24 protein-coding genes are annotated in these 21068 nt (G+C 73.6%); 9 read left to right on the forward strand and 15 right to left on the reverse strand.

What is annotated here, in order from left to right:
- Window positions 1–22: 22 nt before the first annotated feature.
- From OG309_RS08685 to OG309_RS08710, 6 genes are all read right to left on the reverse strand, one after another.
- On the reverse strand, window positions 23–745 hold the full coding sequence (locus OG309_RS08685) for a lysoplasmalogenase (protein WP_329419500.1): 723 nt from the start codon (window positions 743–745) through the stop codon (window positions 23–25).
- Window positions 746–885: 140 nt separating this feature from the next.
- Window positions 886–1599 carry a VIT1/CCC1 transporter family protein gene (locus OG309_RS08690; protein ID WP_329419502.1) on the reverse strand — a complete coding sequence of 238 codons (714 nt, stop codon included), beginning with the start codon at window positions 1597–1599 and terminating at the stop codon, window positions 886–888.
- A 24-nt stretch (window positions 1600–1623) separates the two neighbouring features.
- Window positions 1624–2889 carry an amidohydrolase family protein gene (locus OG309_RS08695; protein WP_329419503.1) on the reverse strand — a complete coding sequence of 422 codons (1266 nt, stop codon included), beginning with the start codon at window positions 2887–2889 and terminating at the stop codon, window positions 1624–1626.
- A complete protein-coding gene (locus OG309_RS08700) occupies window positions 2886–4181 on the reverse strand; it encodes an amidohydrolase family protein (protein ID WP_329419505.1) in 1296 nt (431 codons plus the stop codon). The genes OG309_RS08695 and OG309_RS08700 overlap by 4 nt, the downstream gene beginning before the upstream one ends.
- Window positions 4182–4190: 9 nt before the next feature.
- The gene (locus OG309_RS08705) at window positions 4191–5075 is read right to left on the reverse strand and encodes an SDR family NAD(P)-dependent oxidoreductase (RefSeq protein ID WP_329419507.1); all 885 of its coding nucleotides are present in this window, start codon (window positions 5073–5075) and stop codon (window positions 4191–4193) included.
- A complete protein-coding gene (locus OG309_RS08710) occupies window positions 5075–5890 on the reverse strand; it encodes an acetoacetate decarboxylase family protein (RefSeq protein WP_329419509.1) in 816 nt (271 codons plus the stop codon). The genes OG309_RS08705 and OG309_RS08710 overlap by 1 nt, the downstream gene beginning before the upstream one ends.
- Window positions 5891–5988: 98 nt before the next feature.
- Between OG309_RS08710 and OG309_RS08715 the strand changes: the two genes are divergently transcribed.
- The 6 genes from OG309_RS08715 to OG309_RS08740 all read left to right on the forward strand — a co-directional run bounded on the left by OG309_RS08715 (window position 5989) and on the right by OG309_RS08740 (window position 11553).
- The gene (locus OG309_RS08715; protein WP_329419510.1) at window positions 5989–6744 is read left to right on the forward strand and encodes a TetR/AcrR family transcriptional regulator; all 756 of its coding nucleotides are present in this window, start codon (window positions 5989–5991) and stop codon (window positions 6742–6744) included.
- Window positions 6745–6805: 61 nt separating this feature from the next.
- Entirely contained in the window at window positions 6806–7780 is a 975-nt protein-coding gene (locus OG309_RS08720) for a DEDDh family exonuclease (protein ID WP_329419512.1), read from the forward strand.
- A 64-nt stretch (window positions 7781–7844) separates the two neighbouring features.
- The gene (locus OG309_RS08725; RefSeq protein WP_329419513.1) at window positions 7845–8078 is read left to right on the forward strand and encodes a hypothetical protein; all 234 of its coding nucleotides are present in this window, start codon (window positions 7845–7847) and stop codon (window positions 8076–8078) included.
- A gap of 87 nt (window positions 8079–8165) precedes the next feature.
- Window positions 8166–8969 carry an SURF1 family cytochrome oxidase biogenesis protein gene (locus OG309_RS08730; RefSeq protein WP_329419514.1) on the forward strand — a complete coding sequence of 268 codons (804 nt, stop codon included), beginning with the start codon at window positions 8166–8168 and terminating at the stop codon, window positions 8967–8969.
- Window positions 8970–9008: 39 nt separating this feature from the next.
- The gene (locus OG309_RS08735) at window positions 9009–10793 is read left to right on the forward strand and encodes a glycoside hydrolase family 15 protein (RefSeq protein WP_329419515.1); all 1785 of its coding nucleotides are present in this window, start codon (window positions 9009–9011) and stop codon (window positions 10791–10793) included.
- Between the two features lie 4 nt (window positions 10794–10797).
- Window positions 10798–11553, forward strand: coding sequence for an SDR family oxidoreductase (locus OG309_RS08740; RefSeq protein WP_329419516.1), 756 nt, complete (start codon window positions 10798–10800; stop codon window positions 11551–11553).
- A gap of 7 nt (window positions 11554–11560) precedes the next feature.
- Here the strand turns inward: OG309_RS08740 and amaP are convergent, their stop codons facing one another.
- The 5 genes from amaP to OG309_RS08765 are packed head-to-tail and all read right to left on the reverse strand — an operon-like array spanning window position 11561 to window position 13990.
- Complete coding sequence (gene amaP / locus OG309_RS08745; protein WP_329419517.1) at window positions 11561–12148, reverse strand: alkaline shock response membrane anchor protein AmaP; 588 nt, start codon at window positions 12146–12148, stop codon at window positions 11561–11563.
- Between the two features lie 4 nt (window positions 12149–12152).
- Window positions 12153–12944 (reverse strand): DUF6286 domain-containing protein, encoded by a 792-nt coding sequence (locus tag OG309_RS08750; protein ID WP_443067549.1) that lies wholly within the window; start codon window positions 12942–12944, stop codon window positions 12153–12155.
- On the reverse strand, window positions 12941–13303 hold the full coding sequence (locus OG309_RS08755; RefSeq protein ID WP_329419518.1) for an Asp23/Gls24 family envelope stress response protein: 363 nt from the start codon (window positions 13301–13303) through the stop codon (window positions 12941–12943). Before OG309_RS08755 ends, OG309_RS08750 begins: the two co-directional genes overlap by 4 nt.
- 6 nt (window positions 13304–13309) lie before the next feature.
- The gene (locus OG309_RS08760; RefSeq protein WP_329419520.1) at window positions 13310–13501 is read right to left on the reverse strand and encodes a hypothetical protein; all 192 of its coding nucleotides are present in this window, start codon (window positions 13499–13501) and stop codon (window positions 13310–13312) included.
- 36 nt (window positions 13502–13537) lie between these two features.
- Window positions 13538–13990: an Asp23/Gls24 family envelope stress response protein gene (locus tag OG309_RS08765; RefSeq protein ID WP_329419522.1), complete on the reverse strand. Its 453-nt coding sequence runs from the start codon at window positions 13988–13990 to the stop codon at window positions 13538–13540.
- A 92-nt stretch (window positions 13991–14082) separates the two neighbouring features.
- Between OG309_RS08765 and OG309_RS08770 the strand changes: the two genes are divergently transcribed.
- Entirely contained in the window at window positions 14083–14733 is a 651-nt protein-coding gene (locus OG309_RS08770) for a hypothetical protein (protein WP_329419523.1), read from the forward strand.
- A 33-nt stretch (window positions 14734–14766) separates the two neighbouring features.
- Here the strand turns inward: OG309_RS08770 and OG309_RS08775 are convergent, their stop codons facing one another.
- The 3 genes from OG309_RS08775 to OG309_RS08785 all read right to left on the reverse strand — a co-directional run bounded on the left by OG309_RS08775 (window position 14767) and on the right by OG309_RS08785 (window position 17870).
- Window positions 14767–15567: an enoyl-CoA hydratase/isomerase family protein gene (locus OG309_RS08775; RefSeq protein WP_329419525.1), complete on the reverse strand. Its 801-nt coding sequence runs from the start codon at window positions 15565–15567 to the stop codon at window positions 14767–14769.
- A gap of 131 nt (window positions 15568–15698) precedes the next feature.
- Window positions 15699–15920: a helix-turn-helix domain-containing protein gene (locus OG309_RS08780; RefSeq protein ID WP_006123601.1), complete on the reverse strand. Its 222-nt coding sequence runs from the start codon at window positions 15918–15920 to the stop codon at window positions 15699–15701.
- A 351-nt stretch (window positions 15921–16271) separates the two neighbouring features.
- Window positions 16272–17870: an ABC-F family ATP-binding cassette domain-containing protein gene (locus tag OG309_RS08785; RefSeq protein WP_329419526.1), complete on the reverse strand. Its 1599-nt coding sequence runs from the start codon at window positions 17868–17870 to the stop codon at window positions 16272–16274.
- Between the two features lie 210 nt (window positions 17871–18080).
- On the opposite strand from OG309_RS08785, the gene ypfJ reads away from it, so the two are divergent.
- On the forward strand, window positions 18081–18971 hold the full coding sequence (gene ypfJ / locus OG309_RS08790; protein ID WP_329419528.1) for a KPN_02809 family neutral zinc metallopeptidase: 891 nt from the start codon (window positions 18081–18083) through the stop codon (window positions 18969–18971).
- An 84-nt stretch (window positions 18972–19055) separates the two neighbouring features.
- Complete coding sequence (locus OG309_RS08795; protein WP_329419530.1) at window positions 19056–19460, forward strand: VOC family protein; 405 nt, start codon at window positions 19056–19058, stop codon at window positions 19458–19460.
- 121 nt (window positions 19461–19581) lie between these two features.
- Here OG309_RS08795 and OG309_RS08800 read toward each other — a convergent pair whose 3' ends face one another.
- Complete coding sequence (locus OG309_RS08800; RefSeq protein ID WP_443067550.1) at window positions 19582–20961, reverse strand: hypothetical protein; 1380 nt, start codon at window positions 20959–20961, stop codon at window positions 19582–19584.
- Window positions 20962–21068: the final 107 nt, after the last annotated feature.

The raw sequence follows: 21068 nt of genomic DNA on the forward strand, positions 1-21068 counted from the left end.
TGCTCAGGCGTTTGTACGACGTTCACCGTACATCGCTGACAGCGGCTTTAGTACGACGGTCACCGTACGTTGCCCGGAGCGTTCCCTCGGTCAGGAGCCACTGCGCCGCGACGTAGGTCAGCATGACCCAGAAGTCAGGCGCCGGCAGCTGGGGCCAGCCGGCCACGCCGGTGGCGATGAGGCCGTCGGAGAGCAGGAAGAGCGCCCCGCCGGCACCGGCGAGCAGGCCGAGGGAGCTGGACCGGTAGGCCATCGCCGTCAGCAGGATCGAGTACCCGGCGACGGGAACCCGCAGGCCGTCCGGGAGGCCGGGCCACAGCGCCGTCACCATGCCGAGCAGGGCGACGCCGTACGCGACCCCCAGCACGGGACTCGTCCGCCGCCGCCCGAAGAGCACGAGGTAGCAGACGTGCCCGACGGCGAAGGACCCCATCCCGACGAGGAAGGCCCCGTCGGCGTCGAAGAGCAGGAACACGTCCCCGCCCCAGCCGAACAGCAGCCCGGCGACGAGCGACCGCGGCGCCCGCCGGCTGACCGCGTACCCGGCGAGCAGGGGCATGAGCAGGGGCTTGGCGGCCTGGTGCCCGGCCTCCACGCCGACGAGCAGGGACCCGAGGTCGACGAGGACGGCGACGAGGAAGGCGATGAGGAAGGCGTCCGGCAGCACGCGCCGGACCCGCCGCGGAGGGCGGACTCCCGTCTCGGTGTCCTCGTCGGGGTGCGGCAGATCGAGCAGGTGGGACATGCCGACGACGGTAGGGCCGGGGGTGGGCGACGGCTAGACGTGATGACCGACAAGGATGCGAGACGAGTTGTCAGCAGGGTTTGGCCGGTTCTCACAAGGCCTCCCCTCCCACGAGTCGGCCCGCGTCGGTCACACCCCGGTCACACCCCGGTCGCCCCCAGCAGTGACCCCGCCGCGTAGGTGACCGCCATCGCCAGGGCACCGCCGCCCACGTTGCGGAGGATGGCTCGGGTGGGTGGGGCGGAGCCGAGGCGGGCGCTCCACCAGCCGGTGAGGGCGAGGGCGGCGAGGACGGAGAGGACGGTGATCCAGAGGCGGGTGGAGGCGGGGGGCAGGACGATCGCGAGGAGGGGGAGGAGGGCGCCCACCGTGAAGGCGAGGAAGCTGGCGCCGGCGGCGTGCCAGGGGTTGGTGAGGGCGTCGGGGTCGATGCCCAGTTCCACGCGGGCGTGGGCGCGCAGGGCGTCGCGGGCGGTGAGCTGTTCGGCGGCCTCGCGGGCGACGTCCGCGGAGAGGCCGCGGGCGGTGAGGAGCCCGGTGAGTTCGGCGAGTTCGGCCTCGGGCTGCTCGCGCAGTTCGCGGCGCTCCTGGGCGAGGGCTGCCCTCTCGGAGTCGCGCTGGGTGGAGACCGAGACGTACTCCCCCGCCGCCATCGACATCGAGCCGGCGAGGAGGCCGGAGAGACCGGCCGTGAGCAGGGCGGACTGGGAGTCGGAGGCGCCCGCCACGCCGACGACGAGGCCCGCGGTGGAGACGACTCCGTCGTTGGCTCCGAGCACGGCGGCCCGGAGCCAGTTGAGACGGGAGCCGAGGCCACCGCCGTGGGCCTCGCCGTGTGCGGGGGTTTCGGTCACGTCAGGAGGGTCGCACCCGGCGGCTCACCAGACGCGGACCGACCCGCCCAGCGCGAACGCGGGGCTGGTGGCCCCCGCCGGCACCTCCTTCAGCGGCTCGGCGATCTCCTCGACGGTCGGGCCGTGGACGGCGGCCAGGGCGTCGAGGCGGTCGAGGTCGAAGCCGTAGACCCGGGCCGCGTTGCCGCCGGCCATCGCGGCGACCTCCTCCCGCGGCAGGCCCGCGTACGCGATCCGCAGCCCCTCCCGGGAGTAGGGGGTGGTGCCCTCGTCGTGCGGGTAGTCGCTGCCCCACATGATCTTGTCGAGGCCGATCCGGTCGCGCAGCGGCACCTCGTGGGGACGCATGAAGCTGGCGCCGACGAAGCAGTTGTCCCGCCAGACCGCGCTCGGACCCTTGCCCATGGACGCCGCCAGGCCCGCGCCGAACTTCGACTCGGCCGTCGAGGCCTTCGTCGACGCCGCCACCAGCCGGTCGTGGTAGTAGTCCAGCATCCGCAGCACTCCCGGGATCCAGCCCGAGCCCTGTTCCGTGAGGACCAGCTTCAGGTCCGGGTGGCGCCGGAACGCCCCGCCGAAGATCAGGTGCCACAGCGCGCGGTGCGAGAACCAGGTCGTCTCCACCATGAACACCGCCCGCGCGGCCGGCTCGTCCCCCAGGGGCGGCGACGCGGAGCCGCCGTGGTGGTTGACGGGGACGTCCAGTTCGGCGCAGACCGCCCAGATCGGGTCGTACGCCTCCGCGTACAGCTCGGGCACGGGCGATCCCGGCGGCACACCGGGCAGCAGGATGCCGCCGGTCAGCCCCGCCTCGCGGGTGCGGCGGATCTCCGCGACCGCCGCGTCCACGTCGTTGAGCAGGATCTGCGCCACCCCCGCGCGCCGCCCGGGAGCGTCCGCGCAGAAGTCGGCGAGCCAGCGGTTGTGCGCCTGGAGCCCGGCCCAGCGCTGCTCGTACTCGCTCCGCGTGGGCGGCTGGGCCATCAGGGAGGCCTTGGGGAAGAACGGCGGGATGGTGTTGGGGAAGACGACCTCGGCGACGATCCCGTCCGCCTCCAGCTCGCGCAGCCGGCGCTGCGAGTTCCAGTTGCGGTCGGCGCTGTCGGCGAGCAGGTCCTCGTACGGGTTGACGTAGGTCGCCGCCCAGGCGTCGAAGTCCTCGTGGTGCCTCTTCTCCAGGTACGGCCGGTAGTCGAGGAGGTCGGCGCCGGCGTGGCAGTCGGCGGAGATGACCGTGTAGCGGTCGGGACCGGCGGTCCCGGCGTCGGAGGGCACGGCGTCGGAGGTCACGGCGTCACCCCCAGGACCGGGAAGTCGTGCTCCGTCAGCCAGTGCCGGCCGACCTCCCTGGAGCGCGCCCAGGACGCCTCCACCGCGGCCTGGTCGGCGGGCTGGCCGAGGTCGGCGGGGGTGGGGCCGATGCGCCGGGCGATCGGATCCAGCTTCCGGACGTCGAATCCGAAGACCTCGGCCGCCGCGAGACCGAGCATCCGCCGGGTCTCCGTCACCGGGATGTCGTGGAAGGTCCTCCGCAGCCACGCCCGCGTGTCGGGCCAGGTGCCCTCCGGGTGCGGGAAGTCGGAGCCCCACAGGATGTTGTCGACGCCGATCTCGTACCGCTGCGCGAGCTCGCGCCGCTTGGTGTTGGTGGCGCAGATGAACACCTGGCGGTCCAGGTACTCGCTGGGCGGCCTCTTCAACTCGGCGAAGGGGGACAGTTTCTTTCCGCCGTGCGCGCCCAGGTAGAGCCGGTCCATGAACCACAGCAGGTTCGGCAGCCACCAGCAGCCGGACTCGGCGACGCCGAACCGCAGTCCCGGGTGCCGCTCGAAGACGCCGGACCAGAGCAGGAACCACAGCGGCCGGGCCGGCCAGAACGTGACCTCGGAGACGTAGATGCCGAGGTGGTCGCCGTACTCCTCGCGCGGCGCCGCGCCCGAGTGGGTCAGCACCGGCATCCCGGTCTCCGCGGCCGCCGCCCACACCGGGTCGTAACGCCGGTCGTGGTAGGGCGCCTTGTCCACCCACATGGAGGGGATCATCAGCGCGCCGAGCCCGGACTCCTTGGCCCGGTGGATCTCGGCGACGACCTCGGCCGGGTCGGCGGTGACGGGCAGCAGCGCGACCCCGCAGTGGCGCTCGGGGTTGCGGGAGACGAAGTCGGCGAGCCAGCGGTTGTGCGCCCGGGCGCCCGCCATGCCGAGCTCCGGGTCCTGGTCGCCGGAGAGCCCGAGCCCGACGCCGAAGGGCGCGGCGGTCTGGCTGTCGACGGCGTCCGCGTCGGGGAAGACGACCTCGGCGGCCACCCCGTCGCCGTCGAGCTCCTTGAGCCGCTGGGCGGAGTCCCAGCCGCCCCGCAGCCCTTCCTCGTTGTCGCGGAACCACTTGTCGGCGAAGGCCTCGTTGCGCACCCCGAGCCGGGTCATGGCCTCGCGCCGGGCCTCGCGCCCGGCGAGGAAGTCGTCGAAGGCGCGGTGGAAGCGGGAGTCGAGATAGGGCCGGTACTCCTCGGTGGGAAGGCCGGCGTGACAGTCGGAGGAGATGATCAGGTACGGGTCGTTCGGATCGTTCGAAGCGGTCATCACGGCCCCTCAGTCGAGGATGAAGCTCTCCAGGTACGACGGGTTGGCGCGGTCGAGCATCGACTGCGAGCGCGCCCTGATCTGCCGGTCGCTGTGCTCGCTCGCCGGGAGCATCCAGAAGCGGTCGGCCCGGATGCCGTCCACGACGTGCTCGGCGACCTCCTCGACCGGGGTGAACGCGATCTCGTGCCCGGCCTCCTTCATGGCCGACTCCCACTGGTCGAGGCTGCGGTACGGCGTCCGGCGGGGGCGCTCCTTGGCGAACCGGTCGGGCCGGTTGCGGTGCGACTCCCACAGCCCGGTGCGGAGCATGTGCGGGCCGGGGAACAGGACGGAGGCGCCGACCGGGGCGCGTTCCGCCTTCAGGTGCGCGTAGAGGGACTCGGTCATGGTGACGACGGCCGACTTGGTGACGGCGTAGACGGAGGCCGTCGGCAGCGGGGCGATGCCGCCGTCGCCGGAGGAGGTGTTGACGACGTGGCCGGGCTCGCCGCCCGCGAGCATGCGCGGGAGGAAGGCCTGGATGCCGTGGAACACGCCCCACACGTTGACGGCGAAGGCCCACTTCCAGTCGTTGGGCTCGTGCTCCCACATGCGGCCCTCGGCGCCGGATCCGACGCCCGCGTTGTTGCACAGCACGTGGACGGCGCCGAAGGTGTCGTACACGGCGTCGGCGAAGGCGCGCACGGAGTCGGGTTCGCTGACGTCGACGGTACGGGCGAGGATCTGCGCCCCGTCCGCCATCAGCTCCTCGGCGGCCTTGGCCAGCGGGGCCTCCTCGACGTCGCCGAGGACGACGGCGAGGCCCTCGGCGGCGAAGCGGCGGGCCATGGCGAGGCCGATGCCGCCGGCCGCGCCGGTGACGACGGCGACCTGTCCCTGTCGCAGCTCCATCAGGCACGTCCTTCCACGGAGCCCTCGGGCGGCGCGTCGAGGATCTGCTGCGGGTCGTCGTACCGCTGGTGGACGTAGGGCAGCAGCGCCTGGGCGCTGACCCGTTCGACGACCCGCCCCTTCTGGTCGGTGGTCTTCTCGCCGATGGTGATCTCGACGAGCCGGCGCACCGGGAGGTCGGCGACCGGGTCGTACATCGACTCGCGCAGCACGATGTCGCCGGTGACCCGCTCCAGCCGCCGCACCTTCTCGTTGCGGACGCAGTGGACGAGGACGGGGTCGGTGTCGAAGCCGGTGCCCGCGCCGTCCACGGACGGCAGGAACTTGAAGTAGAAGTCGGTCTTCTCGACGGGCTCGGGCAGCGGGAGGGCGCCGGAGACGGCGCCGCGCACCTCGACGAAGGCGATGCCGTGCCGGGCGAGCGAGGCCCGGACCGTGAGCCCGTCACGCTCGACGAGGACCTCTCCCAGCTTCTTCGGCTCGCCGAAGACCTCCCGCCCGCCGGTCAGGGCGCGCTCGTGGGTCATCGGCATGACCAGCGGGTACCAGCCCTCCTGGTCGCCGTGGGCGGCGGCGACGGCGACGGACCCGGCGCCGAGGGGGTAGCCGGGCAGGTCGACCTTGCTGATGTTGGCGCGCACCAGCGGGCGCGCGGTGGGCTTGAGCGGGGGCGGCAGGACGGCCGCCACGACGTCGGGGTCGGTCTCCCAGACGGCGACCACTCCGGTGGACCAGATGTCGGGGAGCCCCGCGCTCTTCTCGCGGGTCGCGGCGATCTCCGCCTCGGTGCGCGCCCCGTACCGTACTCGTGCCATGACGTACCGCCTTTCGGGAACGTATCGGCCTGTAACACAGTTACACCGATGGCCCGGAAGGGTAAAGAGCCGTGCACGCAAAGGAGTTGGGGGATCCGATGGCACGCACCGCATTGAGCCGCGATCAGGTACTGGACACCGCCGCAGCCCTGGTGAAGGAGCACGGCCCGACGGCCCTCACCATGCGCCGGCTCGCCGCGGAACTCGGCACCGCGGTGACCTCGATCTACTGGCACGTCGGCAACCGCGAGTCGTTGCTCGACGCGCTCGTCGAGCGCACGGTCGCCGACCTCGGCACGCTGCGCCCGCACGGCGCGGATCCCGCCGAGCGGATCGTCTCGGTGGCCCGGCTGCTGCGCCGCGCACTGCGGGACCGCCCGCACCTGGTGGCGATGGTCCACGAACGCGGCCTGACGGAGCAGATGTTCCTGCCCGCGCAGCGCGCCCTGATCCACGAGGCCCACGCGGCCGGCCTGCGCGGCGCACGGGCGGCCGAACTGGTGCGGGCGGTGCAGTTCCAGGTGGTCGGCCACGTCCTGGTGGAACGCAACCGCGAACGCTCCCCGGCCCAGTCCCCGGCCGAGACCGAACTGTGGTCGACCGGCACCACGACCGGCACCACCACCACGACCACCGCCGGCACCACGACAGCGGGCACCGCCTCCCCCACGGCCGCCTCCCCCGTCGACGAGGACCCGGCCCTGGCCCGCGCCCTGGCCGCCCCCGTCGACACCGAACGCCTCTTCACCACGGCGGTACGGGCGCTGGTGGCGGGCTTGCTGGGCGGGGAGGCCGGCGCCCGCGACCGCGACCACGGCGGCACGCACACCGGTTCCGAGGCGTCAACGCGGTGACCGGTTCCGGCCACCGAAGGGGCACCGGGAGCGGGAGTGTCACTGGCGGCCCGTATTCTCAGTGACCATGCTCGACGACCGTACGACAGCAGCGCCGTGGCCGACCGCCTACCCACAGGGGTACGCGGTCGTCGACGTGGAGACCACCGGCCTCGCCCGCGACGACCGGATCGTCTCGGCCGCCGTCTACCGGCTGGACGCCCAGGGGAACGTCGAGGACCACTGGTACACGCTCGTCAATCCCGAGCGGGACCCCGGCCCGGTGTGGATCCACGGGCTGACCAGCGACCTGCTGGCGGGCGCGCCGCTCTTCCCGGAGGTCGCCGAGGAGTTCTCGGCCCGGCTCGACGGCCGGGTGCTCGTCGCGCACAACGCGATGTTCGACTGGCAGATGATCGCGCGCGAGTACGCGCGGGCCGAGCGGACGGCGCCGGTGCGGCAGCGACTGTGCACCATCGCGCTCTCCAAGGAGCTGTCGCTGCCGCTGCCCAACCACAAGCTGGAGTCGCTCGCCGCGCACTTCGGCGTGGTCCAGCAGCGGGCGCACAACGCGCTGGACGACGCCCGGGTGCTCGCGGAGGCGTTCCGCCCCAGCCTGCACGCCGCCGCCGAGCGGAACGTGCGGCTGCCCCTGCTGGAGTGCCGGCCGCTGACCGAGTGGGCCTCGGCCCCGGCCCAGCCGCGGATCGGGTACCAGGCCTCCTACCGGGGGAACAGCTGGCGGCCCTCGCGGAAGCGGCCGGCGTGCCCGCACCCGAACCCGGGACGTTACGAATCCGACAAACCGCTCAAGCAGGGCATGCGGGTGGCCTTCTCGGGCGACACCTCCATCGACCGCGAGCTCCTGGAGGACCGTACGGTCGAGGCGGGACTGCACGTGGCGACCAGCGTCTCCCGGGTCACCAGCCTCCTCGTGACCAACGACCCCGACTCGGCGACCTCCAAGACCGTGAAGGCCAAGGCGTTCGGCACGCCGGTCGTCGACGAGGCCGCGTACACCCAGCTGCTGCGGGACGTGACCCCGGCAGACGAGTGACGGGCCGGGGCGGGCCGGGCGCGCCGCCCGGCCGTCGCCCGCCGTCGGGCCCACCCTGTGGCGCATGGCACGTTGTGAGGTCTGCGGAAACGATTACGGGATGTCCTTCGAGGTGCACGCGCAGGGCGCGGTGCACGTCTTCGACTGCTTCTCCTGCGCCATCCACCGCATGGCGCCCATCTGCGAACACTGCCGGGTCCAGATCATCGGCCAGGGGGTCGAGGTCGAGGGCAACTGGTACTGCGGCGCGCACTGCGCCCGCGCGGAGGGGAAGGCGGGGATCGTCGACAAGGTGTGAGCGCGCGCGGCCTTTCGCGCACCGGTGAGGAAACGATCTGGCAACCCCCCTGCGGGCACCCCATGCGTCGAGTTGTACCGTCATGGGGTGTACCGCTTCCTGTTGTCCCGGCAGTGGGTGATCCTCACCCTCGTCGCCCTCGTCCTCATCCCCGTGATGATCGAGCTGGGCTTCTGGCAGTTCCACCGGCACGAGCGCCGGGTCGCCCAGAACGCGCTGATCGCGGACAACCTGCGGGCCCGGTCCCTCCCCGTCGAGGAGCTGACCTCCCCGGGGCACACCGTCCCGCGCGCCGACTACTGGCGCCAGGTGACCGCCACCGGGACCTTCGACACCGCCCACGAGGTCGTCGTGCGCCGGCGCACCTCGGCCGACGACCGGGTCGGCGTGCACGTCCTGACCCCGCTGGTCCTCAAGGACGGCAAGGTGGTCATGGTCAACCGCGGCTGGGTGCCCGCCGCCGACGACCAGCACTCCTTCCCCGCGGTGCCGCCCGCCCCGCGCGGCGAGGTCACGGTCACCGGACGGCTCAAGGCCGACGAGACGACCGGCGCCAGCGGCATCAAGGACCTCAAGGGCCTGCCCGACCGTCAGGTCATGCTGATCAACAGCGAGCAGCAGGCCGCCCTGCTCGGCCGCACGGTGCTCGGCGGGTACATCGAGCAGACCGCGCCCGAGCCCGCCGACGGCTCGCCCGAGGCGATCCCCGAGCCCGACCACGACTCGATCGGCGCGCACATGGCGTACGCCGTCCAGTGGTGGCTCTTCACGGCCGGCGTACCGGTCGGCTGGGTGATCCTGGTACGGCGCGAGAAGCGCGACCGGCAGGCGGCGGCCGAGGGCGCCGGAGTGACGGACACAACGCCCGAGCCGGCCGGGGCCCGCGCCTGAACTGATTGACGTCCACCGCTTCCGGGAACAGCCCAGAGCGTGACGCAACGTATCGACGCCTACGCCCTCATCGGCGATCTCCAGACCGCCGCGCTCGTCGGCCGCGACGGATCGGTCGACTGGCTGTGTCTGCCGCGCTTCGACTCGGCCGCGTGCTTCGCCGCGCTCCTCGGCGACGAGGACAACGGGCACTGGCGGATCGCGCCCAAGGGCGCCACCCTCTGCACCAGCCGCCGCTACGTCGAGGACACCCTGGTCCTGGAGACCCGCTGGGAGACCCGTACGGGCACGGTCGACGTCGTCGACTTCATGCCGCAGCGCGACAAGGCCCCCGACGTGATGCGGATCGTGCGGGGCGTGAGCGGGAGCGTGGAGATGAGCGCGGTGCTGCGGCTGCGCTTCGACTACGGCTCGATCGTGCCGTGGGTGCGCCGGGCCGAGGGCCATCGTGTCGCGGTCGCCGGGCCCGACTCCGTGTGGCTGCGCAGCGAGCCGCCCGTGAAGACCTGGGGGCAGCAGTTCGCGACCTGCTCGTCGTTCACCGTCGGCGCGGGCGAGGAGGTGGCCTTCGTCCTCACCTGGCACCCCTCCCACGAGCCGCGCCCCGACCTCGTCGACCCCTTCGAGGCGCTGGATCACACGCTCGCGGACTGGAAGGAGTGGGCGGCCCGCTGCACCTACGAGGGCCCCTACCGGGACACCGTGGTGCGCTCGCTGATCACCCTGAAGGCGCTCACCTACGCCCCGACCGGCGGCATCGTCGCCGCCGCGACCACCTCGCTGCCCGAGGAGCTCGGCGGGGTGCGCAACTGGGACTACCGGGCCTGCTGGCTGCGCGACTCCTCCCTCACGCTCGGCGCGCTGCTCTCCACCGGGTACGTGGAGGAGGCGGCGGCCTGGCGCGACTGGCTGCTGCGGGCGGTGGCCGGCGATCCGGCCGACCTGCAGATCATGTACGGGCCGGCCGGCGAGCGGCGGCTGCCCGAGACGATCCTGCCGTGGCTGCGCGGCTACGCCGACTCGGCGCCGGTGCGGATCGGGAACGCGGCCGTGGACCAGTTACAGCTCGACGTGTACGGCGAGGTGATGGACTCGCTCAGCCGCGCCCGCGAGGCCGGGATCCCCGCCGAGCGGCACGCCTGGAACCTCCAGCTGAGCCTGCTCGGCTTCCTGGAGTCGACCTGGCGGGAGCCCGACGAGGGGCTGTGGGAGGTGCGCGGCCCGCGCCGCCACTTCGTGCACTCCAAGGTGATGGCCTGGGTGGCGGCCGACCGGGCGGTGCGCACCCTGGAGGCCGAGCCGTCGCTGCCGGGGGACCCGGCGCGCTGGCGGGCGATGCGGGACGAGATCCACGCGGAGGTGTGCGCCAAGGGGTACGACCCGGTGCGCAACACGTTCACGCAGGCGTACGGCTCGCGCGAGCTGGACGCGGCGACGCTGCTGATCCCCCAGGTCGGCTTCCTGCCGCCGGACGATCCGCGGGTGCGGGGGACGGTCGACGCGGTCCGGGCGGAGCTGACGCAGGGCGGCTTCGTGCGCCGCTACTCGACGGAGGGCGCCCCGGTGGACGGGCTGCCGGGCGAGGAGGGCACCTTCCTCGTCTGCTCCTTCTGGCTGGCGGACGCGCTGCGGCTGACCGGGCGGACCGAGGAGGCGCGCGAGCTGTTCGAGCGGCTGATCGGGCTGTGCAGCGACGTGGGGCTGCTGGCCGAGGAGTACGACCCGGCGACGGGCCGGCAGCTGGGGAACTTCCCGCAGGCCTTCAGCCACATCGGCCTGGTGGGCACGGCCCTCGCGCTGGCCGCGCAGGAGACGGCAGGATAGGCGCATGGATCTTGGGCTGAAGGACCGTGTGTACGTGGTGACCGGCGCGACGCGAGGGCTCGGCCGGGCCTCGGCCGAGGCGCTGCTCGCCGAGGGCGCGAAGGTGCTGCTGACCGGGCGCGAGGAGGGCTCGGTCGCCGCGGCGGCGGCCGAGCTCGGCCCGGGCGCGGAGGGCGTCGCCGCCGACAACGCCGACGCGGCGACCCCGGAGCGGCTGTTCGCGCAGGCGCGGGCGCGGTTCGGCGGCGTGGACGGCGTGCTGATCAGCGTCGGCGGCCCGGCGCCCGGCTTCGCCGCGGAGAACACGGACGAGCAGTGGGCGGCCGCCTTCGACGCGGTCTTCCTGGGCGCGGTGCGGCTCGCCCGCGCGGCGGCGGAGGTGCTGCCCGAGGGCGGGGTCATCGGCTTCGTGCTGTCCGGCTCGGTGCACGAGCCGATCCCGGGCCTGACCATCTCCAACGGGCTGCGTCCGGGCCTGGCCGGTTTCGCCAAGTCGCTCGCCAACGACCTGGGCCCGCGCGGCATCCGGGTGATCGGGCTGCTGCCGAGCCGCATCGACACCGACCGGGTCCGCTCGCTCGACGCGCTGTCCGGCGACGCCGACGCGGCCCGCGCGGCGAACGAGTCGCGGATCCCGCTGCGCCGCTACGGCACCCCGGAGGAGTTCGGCCGCACGGCCGCGTTCCTGCTCTCCCCCGCCGCCTCGTACCTGACGGGCGTGATGCTCCCGGTGGACGGCGGGGCGCGCAGCGGCTTCTGAGGTCCGGTCAGTTCACCCGGCGGGCGCGGTGCTTGACCGCCCGCAGCCGGGCCTCGGTCGGCAGGTTGGGCAGTCCGGCCGAGGTGCGGGCGTTGCCCAGGGCCTCGGCGGCGAGGGTGGTCAGCGCCTCGGCCGGGGCGGCGTACGGCTCCAGGAGGAGCGCGACGCGGGTACGGGGGGCGGCGCGGCGGCCGGTGAGCGAGACCCGGGCCCGGGCGACGCCCTCCTGGGCCGCCGCGTCGGCCTCCAGGACCGCTTCCAGGGTCCGGCCGCGCAGCACGGCCTCCTCGCCGTCGCCGCTGTCGACGAGCACCTCGGCGAGCCGGGCCCGCCGGAACTGGGCGATCAGCCACCACAGGGCGAGCAGCACGGCGAGCCCGAGCAGCGCGATGACCAGCGGCCACCACCAGCTCTCGGCGCGCCAGTGCTGCCGCTCGGACCGGCTGAGCAGCACGTCGTCGGGGCCCGACCAGGGCCACCAGGACGGCACGGGCAGGTCGAGGCCGGCCGCGAGCACGGCGCCGCCGCCGGCCACGAGCAGCAGTCCCGTGAGGGCGAGCACGATCCGATTGACGCGCCGGAGCACGACGGTCATGCCGTCACCCCTTCCTGGGCGGCCTGGCCACCCGTACCGTCAGGGCCGGCGGACGGGCGAGCCCGAGCTCGTCGATGCCGGTGGTGAGGACGCTCTCCAGGTCGGAACGGACCTCGTCGAGCGCGCGGAAGTGCGAGACGGCCCGTACGGCCGCCTTGGCCCGGCCCACCTTGACCCGCACGGACTGCACGCCGGACACCTCCATGGCCCGGTCGCGCAGGGCGAGCGCGGCGGCCTCGCGGTCGAGTCCGGCGCGGAGGTCCGGGTGTTCGCGGCGCATCGGCAGGATGTCGCGCAGGCCGGGGGTGAGGGCGAGCAGCAGCAGCCAGAGGCCGAGGGCCACGGCGACGCCCGCGCCGACGAGCACCCAGATGTCGTCGAGGGGTCGGGTGGCGAGGCCGTCGGCGAGGGAGCGGCGCCAGGCCATGGCGCTGTGCTCGGCGCGTACGGCCGCCACGTCGTACAGGAGCAGTCCGGAGGCGCCGAGCAGGACGGCGGCGAGGACGGCGGCGGGGATGCGCCGCACGGCCCAGAAGCGGCGGCCCGGTGGCTGCGGGGCGGCGGTGTCGGCGTCGCCTTCCCGGGCCGGGTCCGTGAGCACGGGCACGGCGTCGGGGCCGGGGCGGGGCGCGCGGTCGGAGCCGCGGTCGGAGCCGGGGCCGGGGCCGGGGCCGGGGCCGGGCGCGCGGTCGGAGCCGGAGCCGGGATCGGGCATGCGGTCGGAGCCGGAGCCGGGATCGGGCATGCGGTCGGGGTCGGGGTCCGGGGCGGGTCCGGGCGCGGGTCCGGTGCTCATCGCAGGCGCTCCCGGGCCTTCTCGTGCGCGGTGTGCGCGGAGTGCAGCTTCTCGACGTGGACGGCGACCTCGTGGACCTCCAGGCCGGCGAGTTCCTCCACCCGGTGGCGGACCCGGCCCCGGACGGCGCCGCACTGGCGCCCGATGTCGGAGGGGTAGGGGAGTTCGAGGCTCACCGAGACCCGGGCGCTCTCCCGGTGCACGACCACCGAGGCGTGCGGCTTGGAGCCGCCCTTGGGGATGCGGTCGAGCGCCTCACGGGCCGCCTGGGCGGCGATCTTCGCGACGACGCGGTCGGCGACCGTGGTCGCGCCCCGGGTGGCCGCCCCCACCCGGTCCCGGGCCAGGTCCGCTGCCACCCCCGGTCACCTCCGCCGGTCGCCGTGCTCGCGGCCCCGGAAGAGGTCGCCGAACTCCAGGTCCCCGTCGAGGAAGCGACCCGCGATGAAGCCGATCGCCCCCAGCGCGGCGACCAGGAGGAACGCCCCGAAGCCGCCGAAGTACCCGGCGAAGCCGAGCGCCATGCCGGCCACCAGGCCGACCACCGCCATGCTCATGCTGAGCCCTTTCGTCGTCGTGCCGTCGTCCGTCGGCTACTGGAGCCGCGACTCCGGCTCCTCGTCCTCTTCGTCCGGCAGCTTCACGTCGCTGACGGCGATGTTGACCTCGACGACTTCGAGGCCGGTCATGCGCTCGACGGCGGCGATGACGTTCTCGCGGACGGCGCCGGCCACGTCGGAGATCGAGACGCCGTAGTCGACGACGATCTCCAGGTCGAGGGCGGTCTGCACCTCGCCGACCTCGGCCTTCACGCCCCGGGTGACGCCGGACTTGCCGCCGCCCCCGCCGGGGACGCGGTCCCGGACGGCGCCGAGGGTGCGGGAGAGTCCGCTGCCCATGGCGTGGACGCCGACGACGTCGCGGGCGGCGAGTCCGGCGATCTTCTCGACGACCCCGTCGGCGATCGTGGTCCGCCCCCGGGAGGCGGGGTCGCCGCCGCCACGCTTGATCACCGGGCTCTGGTCGGAATGCATGCTGTCAGCCATCACCAGCCATCCTTCCGTGAGGCTTTTGCCTTATTTGCTCACACTAAGGGCGCTTGCCCGGTCTCGCGCCGGGAATGCGGCAGGCTGGGGTCATGACGACGGTGGAGATGGGGCGCGCGACGGACCGGCTGCTGCCGCTCGGCGCGCCGGTGGACGGGGCGTGGATCGCGGAGCGCGCGGTGCGGGAGGTGCTCACCGACGCGGCACGGGCGGTACGGGACACGGCACCGGAGCCGCCGAGGTTCCGGCTCGCCGTGGCGGCGGCCGGGACACCGTTCCCGGTGCCCCCGGGCGGGCTCCCGCCCGGGGAACTGGGGATCACCCTGGAGTTCGCGGCGGTCGCGGGGCGGCCGCTGCCCGAGCTGGCCGGGCGGCTGCGGACGGCACTGCTCGCGGCGGCCGAGGAGGCCTTCGGACTGGTGGTGGCGGAGGTGGACCTGCGGGTGACCGATCTGCTCGACGCGCCCCCCGATCCGGTGACCCCCGCTCCGCCTCCCGGACGAACCTCGCCGCCCGTCCCCGAGGACCCGGCGGCACTGTCGGCGCTGGCCGTGGACGGCGTGGCCGCCCTCACGGACACCTACGGGGGCCCGGTCCGGCGCGCGGCCGGGGATCTGCGCATCGAACTGGCGGTGACCGCGGGCCGGCGCGCCCTGCACGTGGCCCGCGCCGTCCGCACGGCCGTGACCGCCGCCGCCCCGGAGGCGGCGACGGTCACGGTGGTGGTGTCGGAGCTGCGCTGAGAGCCGGAAGGGGCGCGGCCCCGGGAAGGAAGGTCAGTCGCCGAGGCCCGCGAGGTCGCGCAGCCGGCGGGCCTGGGCGGCGCGCTCGGCGGTGCGCTGCTCCTCGTACGAACGGCCCGAGGCGCCCTGGAGCAGCGCCTTGGTCTCGATGACGGCGGAGCGCGGCGCGGCGAGCAGCGCGGCGCTGAGGTCCCGTACCGCGGCGTCGAGTTCGGCGACGGGCACGGCGATGTTGGCCAGGCCGGCGCGCTCGGCCTCCTCGGCGTGGACGAACCGGCCGGTGGCGCAGATCTCCAGCGCGCGGGCGTAGCCCACGAGGGAGACGAGGGGGTGCGTACCGGTGAGGTCCGGGACCAGGCCCAGGCTGGTCTCGCGCATGGCGAACTGCACGTCGTCGGCGACGACCCGCAGGTCGCAGGCGAGCGCGAGCTGGAAGCCGGCGCCGATGGCGTGCCCCTGGACGGCCGCGATCGACACGATGTCGCTGCGGCGCCACCAGGTGAACGCCTCCTGGTACTCGGCGATGAGCGCGTCGAGGTCCTCCTCGGACCCGCGCGCCATCTCCAGGAAGGAAGGCTCTCCGTCGAAGCCCTCGGGCGTGAACGCCTGCCGGTCGAGGCCCGCGGAGAAGGACTTGCCCTCACCGCGCAGGACCACGACCCGCACGCTGCCCGGGAGTGACCGGCCGGCCTCCGTCAACGCCCGCCACAGAGCGGGAGACTGAGCGTTGCGCTTCGCCGGGTTGGTCAGGGTCACCGTGGCAACGGCGTCCTCGACGGTGAGCCGTACACCGTCCTTGTCGAATACGAGCTCAGAGTCGTCGAGCGTAGTCATGGGGGGCGCCTCCGGTTCCGGTGCAGCACGTCAGCCGTTGCTAAGTGACTGCACAGTAACCACTCGGTCGACCGCATGGACGACCGGGTGCCCACCGGGAGACCCGGTGGACCGGCGGAACCACCCCTGTGTCAGGCCGAGGCCGCCTTCTTGCCCCGCGTCGCTCCGCCGCGTCCCCGCAGCGTGACTCCGGACTCGCTGAGCATCCGGTGGACGAATCCGTAGGAGCGGCCGGTTTCCTCGGCCAGCGCCCGGATGCTCGCACCGGAGTCGTACTTCTTCTTCAGGTCTGCCGCGAGCTTGTCGCGCGCGGCGCCGGTCACCCGGCTGCCCTTCTTCAGAGTCTCGGCCACCCGTGCCTCCTCATGGGAAGTGCGCTCTGGACTTCTCATGATCACCCCTTCCGGAGTTCCTGGCCACCCATTCGACAAGGTCCGTGCCATCGGCTTGACCCGGGCGGAAGGGAACGACACGAACGGAATGGATCGTTCCGCCGCCTCCGGAGGCGGCCCCGGGGCCGCCCCGCGAGGGAAGTGCCAGGTCAGCGACACGGCGGGAACACCAGTACGGCGCGGGCCCTGGCGGAAGGATTCCGCAGGGCCCGCGCCGGGGGTACGAGACGCTCTCACTCAGATGAAGGATCACCCATGAGCCGAATGATCCAGCCCGGCATGATCACTCCGGGCCGGACCGGTCCGCGCCGGTCAGGCCAGGGCGACCAGGTCCGCGTAGTCCGGGCCCCACAGGTCCTCGACACCGTCCGGGAGCAGGATGATCCGCTCCGGGTCCAGCGCCTCGACCGCGCCCTCGTCGTGGGTGACGAGCACGACCGCGCCCTTGTACGTGCGCAGCGCGCCGAGGATCTCCTCGCGGCTGGCCGGGTCGAGGTTGTTGGTGGGCTCGTCCAGGAGCAGCACGTTGGCCGAGGAGACGACCAGGGTCGCGAGCGCGAGCCGGGTCTTCTCGCCGCCGGAGAGCACCCCGGCGGGCTTGTCGACGTCGTCGCCGGAGAACAGGAAGGAACCGAGCACCTTGCGCACCTCGACCAGGTCGAGGTCGGGTGAGGCGGAGCGCATGTTCTCCAGGACGCTGCGCTCGGGGTCGAGGGTCTCGTGCTCCTGCGCGTAGTAGCCCAGCTTCAGGCCGTGGCCCGGGGTGACCTCGCCGGTGTCGGGCTGCTCGACCCCGCCGAGGAGGCGCAGCAGGGTCGTCTTGCCCGCGCCGTTGAGGCCGAGGATGACGACGCGGGAGCCCTTGTCGATGGCCAGGTCCACATCGGTGAAGATTTCGAGCGAGCCGTACGACTTGGACAGGCCCTCCGCGGTGAGCGGGGTCTTGCCGCAGGGCGCGGGGTCCGGGAAGCGCAGCTTGGCGACCTTGTCGGAGACGCGGACGGCCTCCAGGCCCGACAGCAGGCGCTCGGCGCGCTTGGCCATGTTCTGCGCGGCGACCGTCTTGGTGGCCTTGGCGCGCATCTTGTCGGCCTGCGAGTTGAGCGCGGCGGCCTTCTTCTCGGCGTTCTGGCGCTCGCGCTTGCGGCGCTTCTCGTCGGCCTCGCGCTGCTGCTGGTAGAGCTTCCAGCCCATGTTGTAGACGTCGATCACGGAGCGGTTGGCGTCCAGGTAGAAGACCTTGTTGACGACGGTCTCGACCAGGTCGACGTCGTGGGAGATCACGATGAAGCCGCCGCGGTAGGTCTTCAGGTAGTCGCGCAGCCAGACGATCGAGTCGGCGTCGAGGTGGTTGGTCGGCTCGTCGAGGAGCAGGGTGTCCGCGTCGGAGAAGAGGATCCGGGCCAGCTCGATCCGGCGGCGCTGACCGCCGGAGAGGGTGTGCAGCGGCTGGCCGAGGACACGGTCGGGCAGACCGAGCGCGGCGGCGATGGTGGAGGCCTCGGCCTCGGCCGCGTACCCGCCCTTGGTGAGGAACTCGGTCTCCTGGCGCTCGTACTGCCGCATCGCCTTGTCGCGGGTGGCGCCGGCGCCGGTGGCGATGCGCTCCTCGTTCTGCCGCATCTTGCGGATCAGGGTGTCGAGGCCACGGGCCGACAGGATGCGGTCGCGGGCCAGCACGTCGAGGTCACCGGTGCGCGGGTCCTGCGGCAGGTAGCCGACCTCGCCGGAGCGGGTGATCGTGCCGCCGGCCGGCTGGCCCTCGCCCGCGAGGCACTTGGTGAGGGTGGTCTTGCCCGCCCCGTTGCGGCCGACGAGGCCGATGCGGTCGCCCTTGGCGACTCGGAAGGAAGCGGACTCGATGAGGACGCGGGCGCCGGCGCGCAGCTCGATTCCGGAAGCGGTGATCACGGACAGACTCCTGGGCGGTGGTAAGGGCGGAAGGACGGCTGATGCGGGCTTCGACGCCGCTAATGCACCCAGAGGAGACAGACCATGCGGTCAGTCTAACGGGCCTTTGCAACTGATTTTCGGCCGTGCGACATACCTCACATGCTTCACAAAAGGGGTGTCGCATGACGGAAGCCTCGATACTCGGCTGAGAAGCGGAGGGCGGTGGGCATGCAGTTCGACGACGACGCCGATCTGGACACCTCGGAGGTCAAGGACGTCCGGGGCAGCCGGGTACCGGGCGGCAAGGCCACCATCGGCGGCGGGATCGCCGGCGTCATCGCGCTGATCCTGGGCCTGCTCTTCGGCGTGGGCCCCGAACAGCTGGGCCTGTCCTCGGGCGGCGACGAACCGGCCGCGACGGCCTCCTCCGCGACCCAGGTGAGCCAGACCTGCAAGAAGGGCTCGGACGCGAACACCCGCGAGGACTGCCGGATCGTGGCGGTCGTCAACAGCGTGCAGGACTACTGGCGGGCCGAGTACGCCCGGCGCGGCGGACAGTACGTGCCGGCCACGACCGTGATGTTCACCCAGCAGGTGCCCACCGCCTGCGGCACGGCCACCTCGGCCGTCGGCCCGTTCTACTGCCCTGGCGACCGCCGGGTCTACCTGGACCTCGGCTTCTTCGACGAGCTGCGCACCACGTTCGGCTCGACCGGCGGACCCTTCGCGCAGGCGTACGTGGTGGCGCACGAGTACGGGCACCACATCCAGAACCTCATGGGCACGCTGGCCAGGGCCCAGGACGGGCGGACCGGGGCGAACTCCAACGCGGTGCGGGTGGAGCTCCAGGCCGACTGCTACGCGGGCGTCTGGGCGCGGCACGCGACGACCACCCCCGACGACAGGACCGGCCGGCCGCTGCTCACCCGGCTGACCGAGGAGGACATCCGCGACGGCCTGGACGCGGCGGCGGCGGTCGGCGACGACCGGATCCAGGAGCGCTTCCAGGAGCGGGTGACGCCGGAGAGCTGGACGCACGGCTCGGCGGCGCAGCGGCAGCAGTGGTTCTCCACCGGCTACAGCACGGGCGACATGGCGCGGTGCAACACCTTCCGGTGAGGCGGCGGCCTCCGGCGATGTGTCAGCGGCGGCTGCCAGACTGAGATCCAGGTCACATGGATCACCGGAGAGGAAGTGATCGGGATGGCTGAGGCACCCGACATCTGTCCGACACTGCGGTACGAGGACGCGAAGGCCGCCATCACGCTGCTCACCGAGGCGTTCGGCTTCACGGCGACCGCGGTGTACGAGGGCGAGGACGGGCGCGTGATGCACGCCGAGCTCGCGCACGGGAACGGGATGGTGATGCTCGGCAGCACGGGCACGGGCAGCGAGTTCGACAAGCTGATGGCCCGCGGCGGCCCGACGGGGGTGTACGTGCGCGTCGCGGACGTGGACGAGCACCACGCCCGGGCCGTGGCCCACGGCGTCGAGATCGCGATGCCGCCCACGGACCAGGACTACGGCTCCCGGGACTACATGGCCCTGGACGCCGAGGGCAACGTCTGGAGCTTCGGGACGTACGCCCCCGGCGCCGCGGCCGGATAGCGGCCGGCGGCCCCTCTGCCCGGCCGCCGCCGCCCGGCGGACCGGCCGGACGGCAGCCCGTCCGCCCTGCGACTCGCCCGACGGCCCGACCGGCGGACCGGCCGGACGGGCCGCGGGGAGGTCAGGCGCCGCCCGTGTGGACCTGGAAGGCGGCCCGGCGGACCGCCTTCGCCAGGGCCGGGTCGGGGTGCGCCGCGGCGAGCGCGACCAGGACCTGCACGGTGCGGGGGTGGCCGACGGCCCGGACCGCGTCGAGCAGGGCCGGGACGGTGCCCTGCACGGCCGAGTCCAGGTGCCGTACGAGCAGGGTGCTCTCGCCGTGGTCGGCGACGGCGGCGGCGGTGTCCACCCAGAGCCAGGTCGCCTCCTCCCGGGTGAGCACCTCGGGGGCGTCGTCGGGGTCGGCGCCCTCGTACTCGGCGAGCCACAGCAGCGCGTACGGGCGCAGCGAGGGCTCGCCGAGGACGGCGCGGACCTCGGGCTCGGCCGGGCCGCCGACCACGCGCAGCGCCTCGAAGGCGAGGCCGCGCAGCAGGGCGTCCTCGCCACGGGCCACGGCGAGGAGCTCGCCGACGGCGCTGGAGAGGGTGCGGGCGGCGAGCCAGGCGCGGTACTCGTCGCGGGCCGGGCCCGGGGTGAGGCGGGCGCAGCCGCGCAGCATGTCCTCGGCGGACTGCTCGATGTTGCCGGCGGGGCTCTGCGCGGCGACGCAGATCTGCTCCAGCTTGACCCAGACCGCCCAGTTCCCGAGCGGGGTCAGGGTGGCCTGACCGGTGCCCAGGGTCAGGGCGCCGACGGCGGCCAGTCCCTCCAGGGCCCAGTCGAGCAGCGCGGGCAGCCCCTCGGCGGCGGGGGCGGTCTCGACGGCGGTGCCGGGGGCCGGGACCTCGCAGCGCTCCTCGCGCAGCTCCTCGACGCGCTGCCCGAGCAGGTCGAGCAGGGTCGATACCGGGACGGGCCCGGCGGAGAGCTGGAGCAGCGAGAGGACCTGCGGGACGGCCTCGACGACCTCGGCGACGGCGCCGGGCGCGACCGCCTCGGGCACCGGGTGCACCAGCGACCAGGCGTCGAAGAGGGCGACCCAGCCGCGCAGCACGGCGGAGTCGTCGCGGTCCCAGGCGTGCAGCCGCCAGCCGGGGCGGGCGGTGTCGCCGTGCAGTTCGACGAGTCCGGCGAGCCGGGCGCGGTCCCAGCCGGCCCGGACCTGGGCGGGCGTCAGATCCAGCGCGGCGGCGGCCCGTTCCCCGTCGACGACGTCCGGGGGCGCCGTCTCGGCGTTGCGGTCCACCGCGGCCCAGCGGGCGATGCGTACGGCGTCGGCCAGCACGGCACGGGCCTGGCCGGCCAGTACCGCGCGGGGCGGTGTCCCCTCGGGCGGTCGCGGCGCCGGGCGGGTGCGCCGGGTCGTCACGGCCCGCCGCGCGGTGGCGAGGGCCCGCGGACGGACGAGTCGGAGTCTGGAGTTGCGCGCCAATGGTTCATCGGGCTTTCGAGACGTCACGGGGGCAGTCTTCCCGCTGACGGCCCGAAAGCCCAATCGGAATCCGCAACGCCGCTGCATTGGTCCCCGCTTCGGGGCGTCGGCGGCCACGGGGCCGGAGCCCGCTG

Source organism: Streptomyces sp. NBC_01268, from assembly GCF_036240795.1.
In the GTDB taxonomy this organism is placed as follows: domain Bacteria; phylum Actinomycetota; class Actinomycetes; order Streptomycetales; family Streptomycetaceae; genus Streptomyces.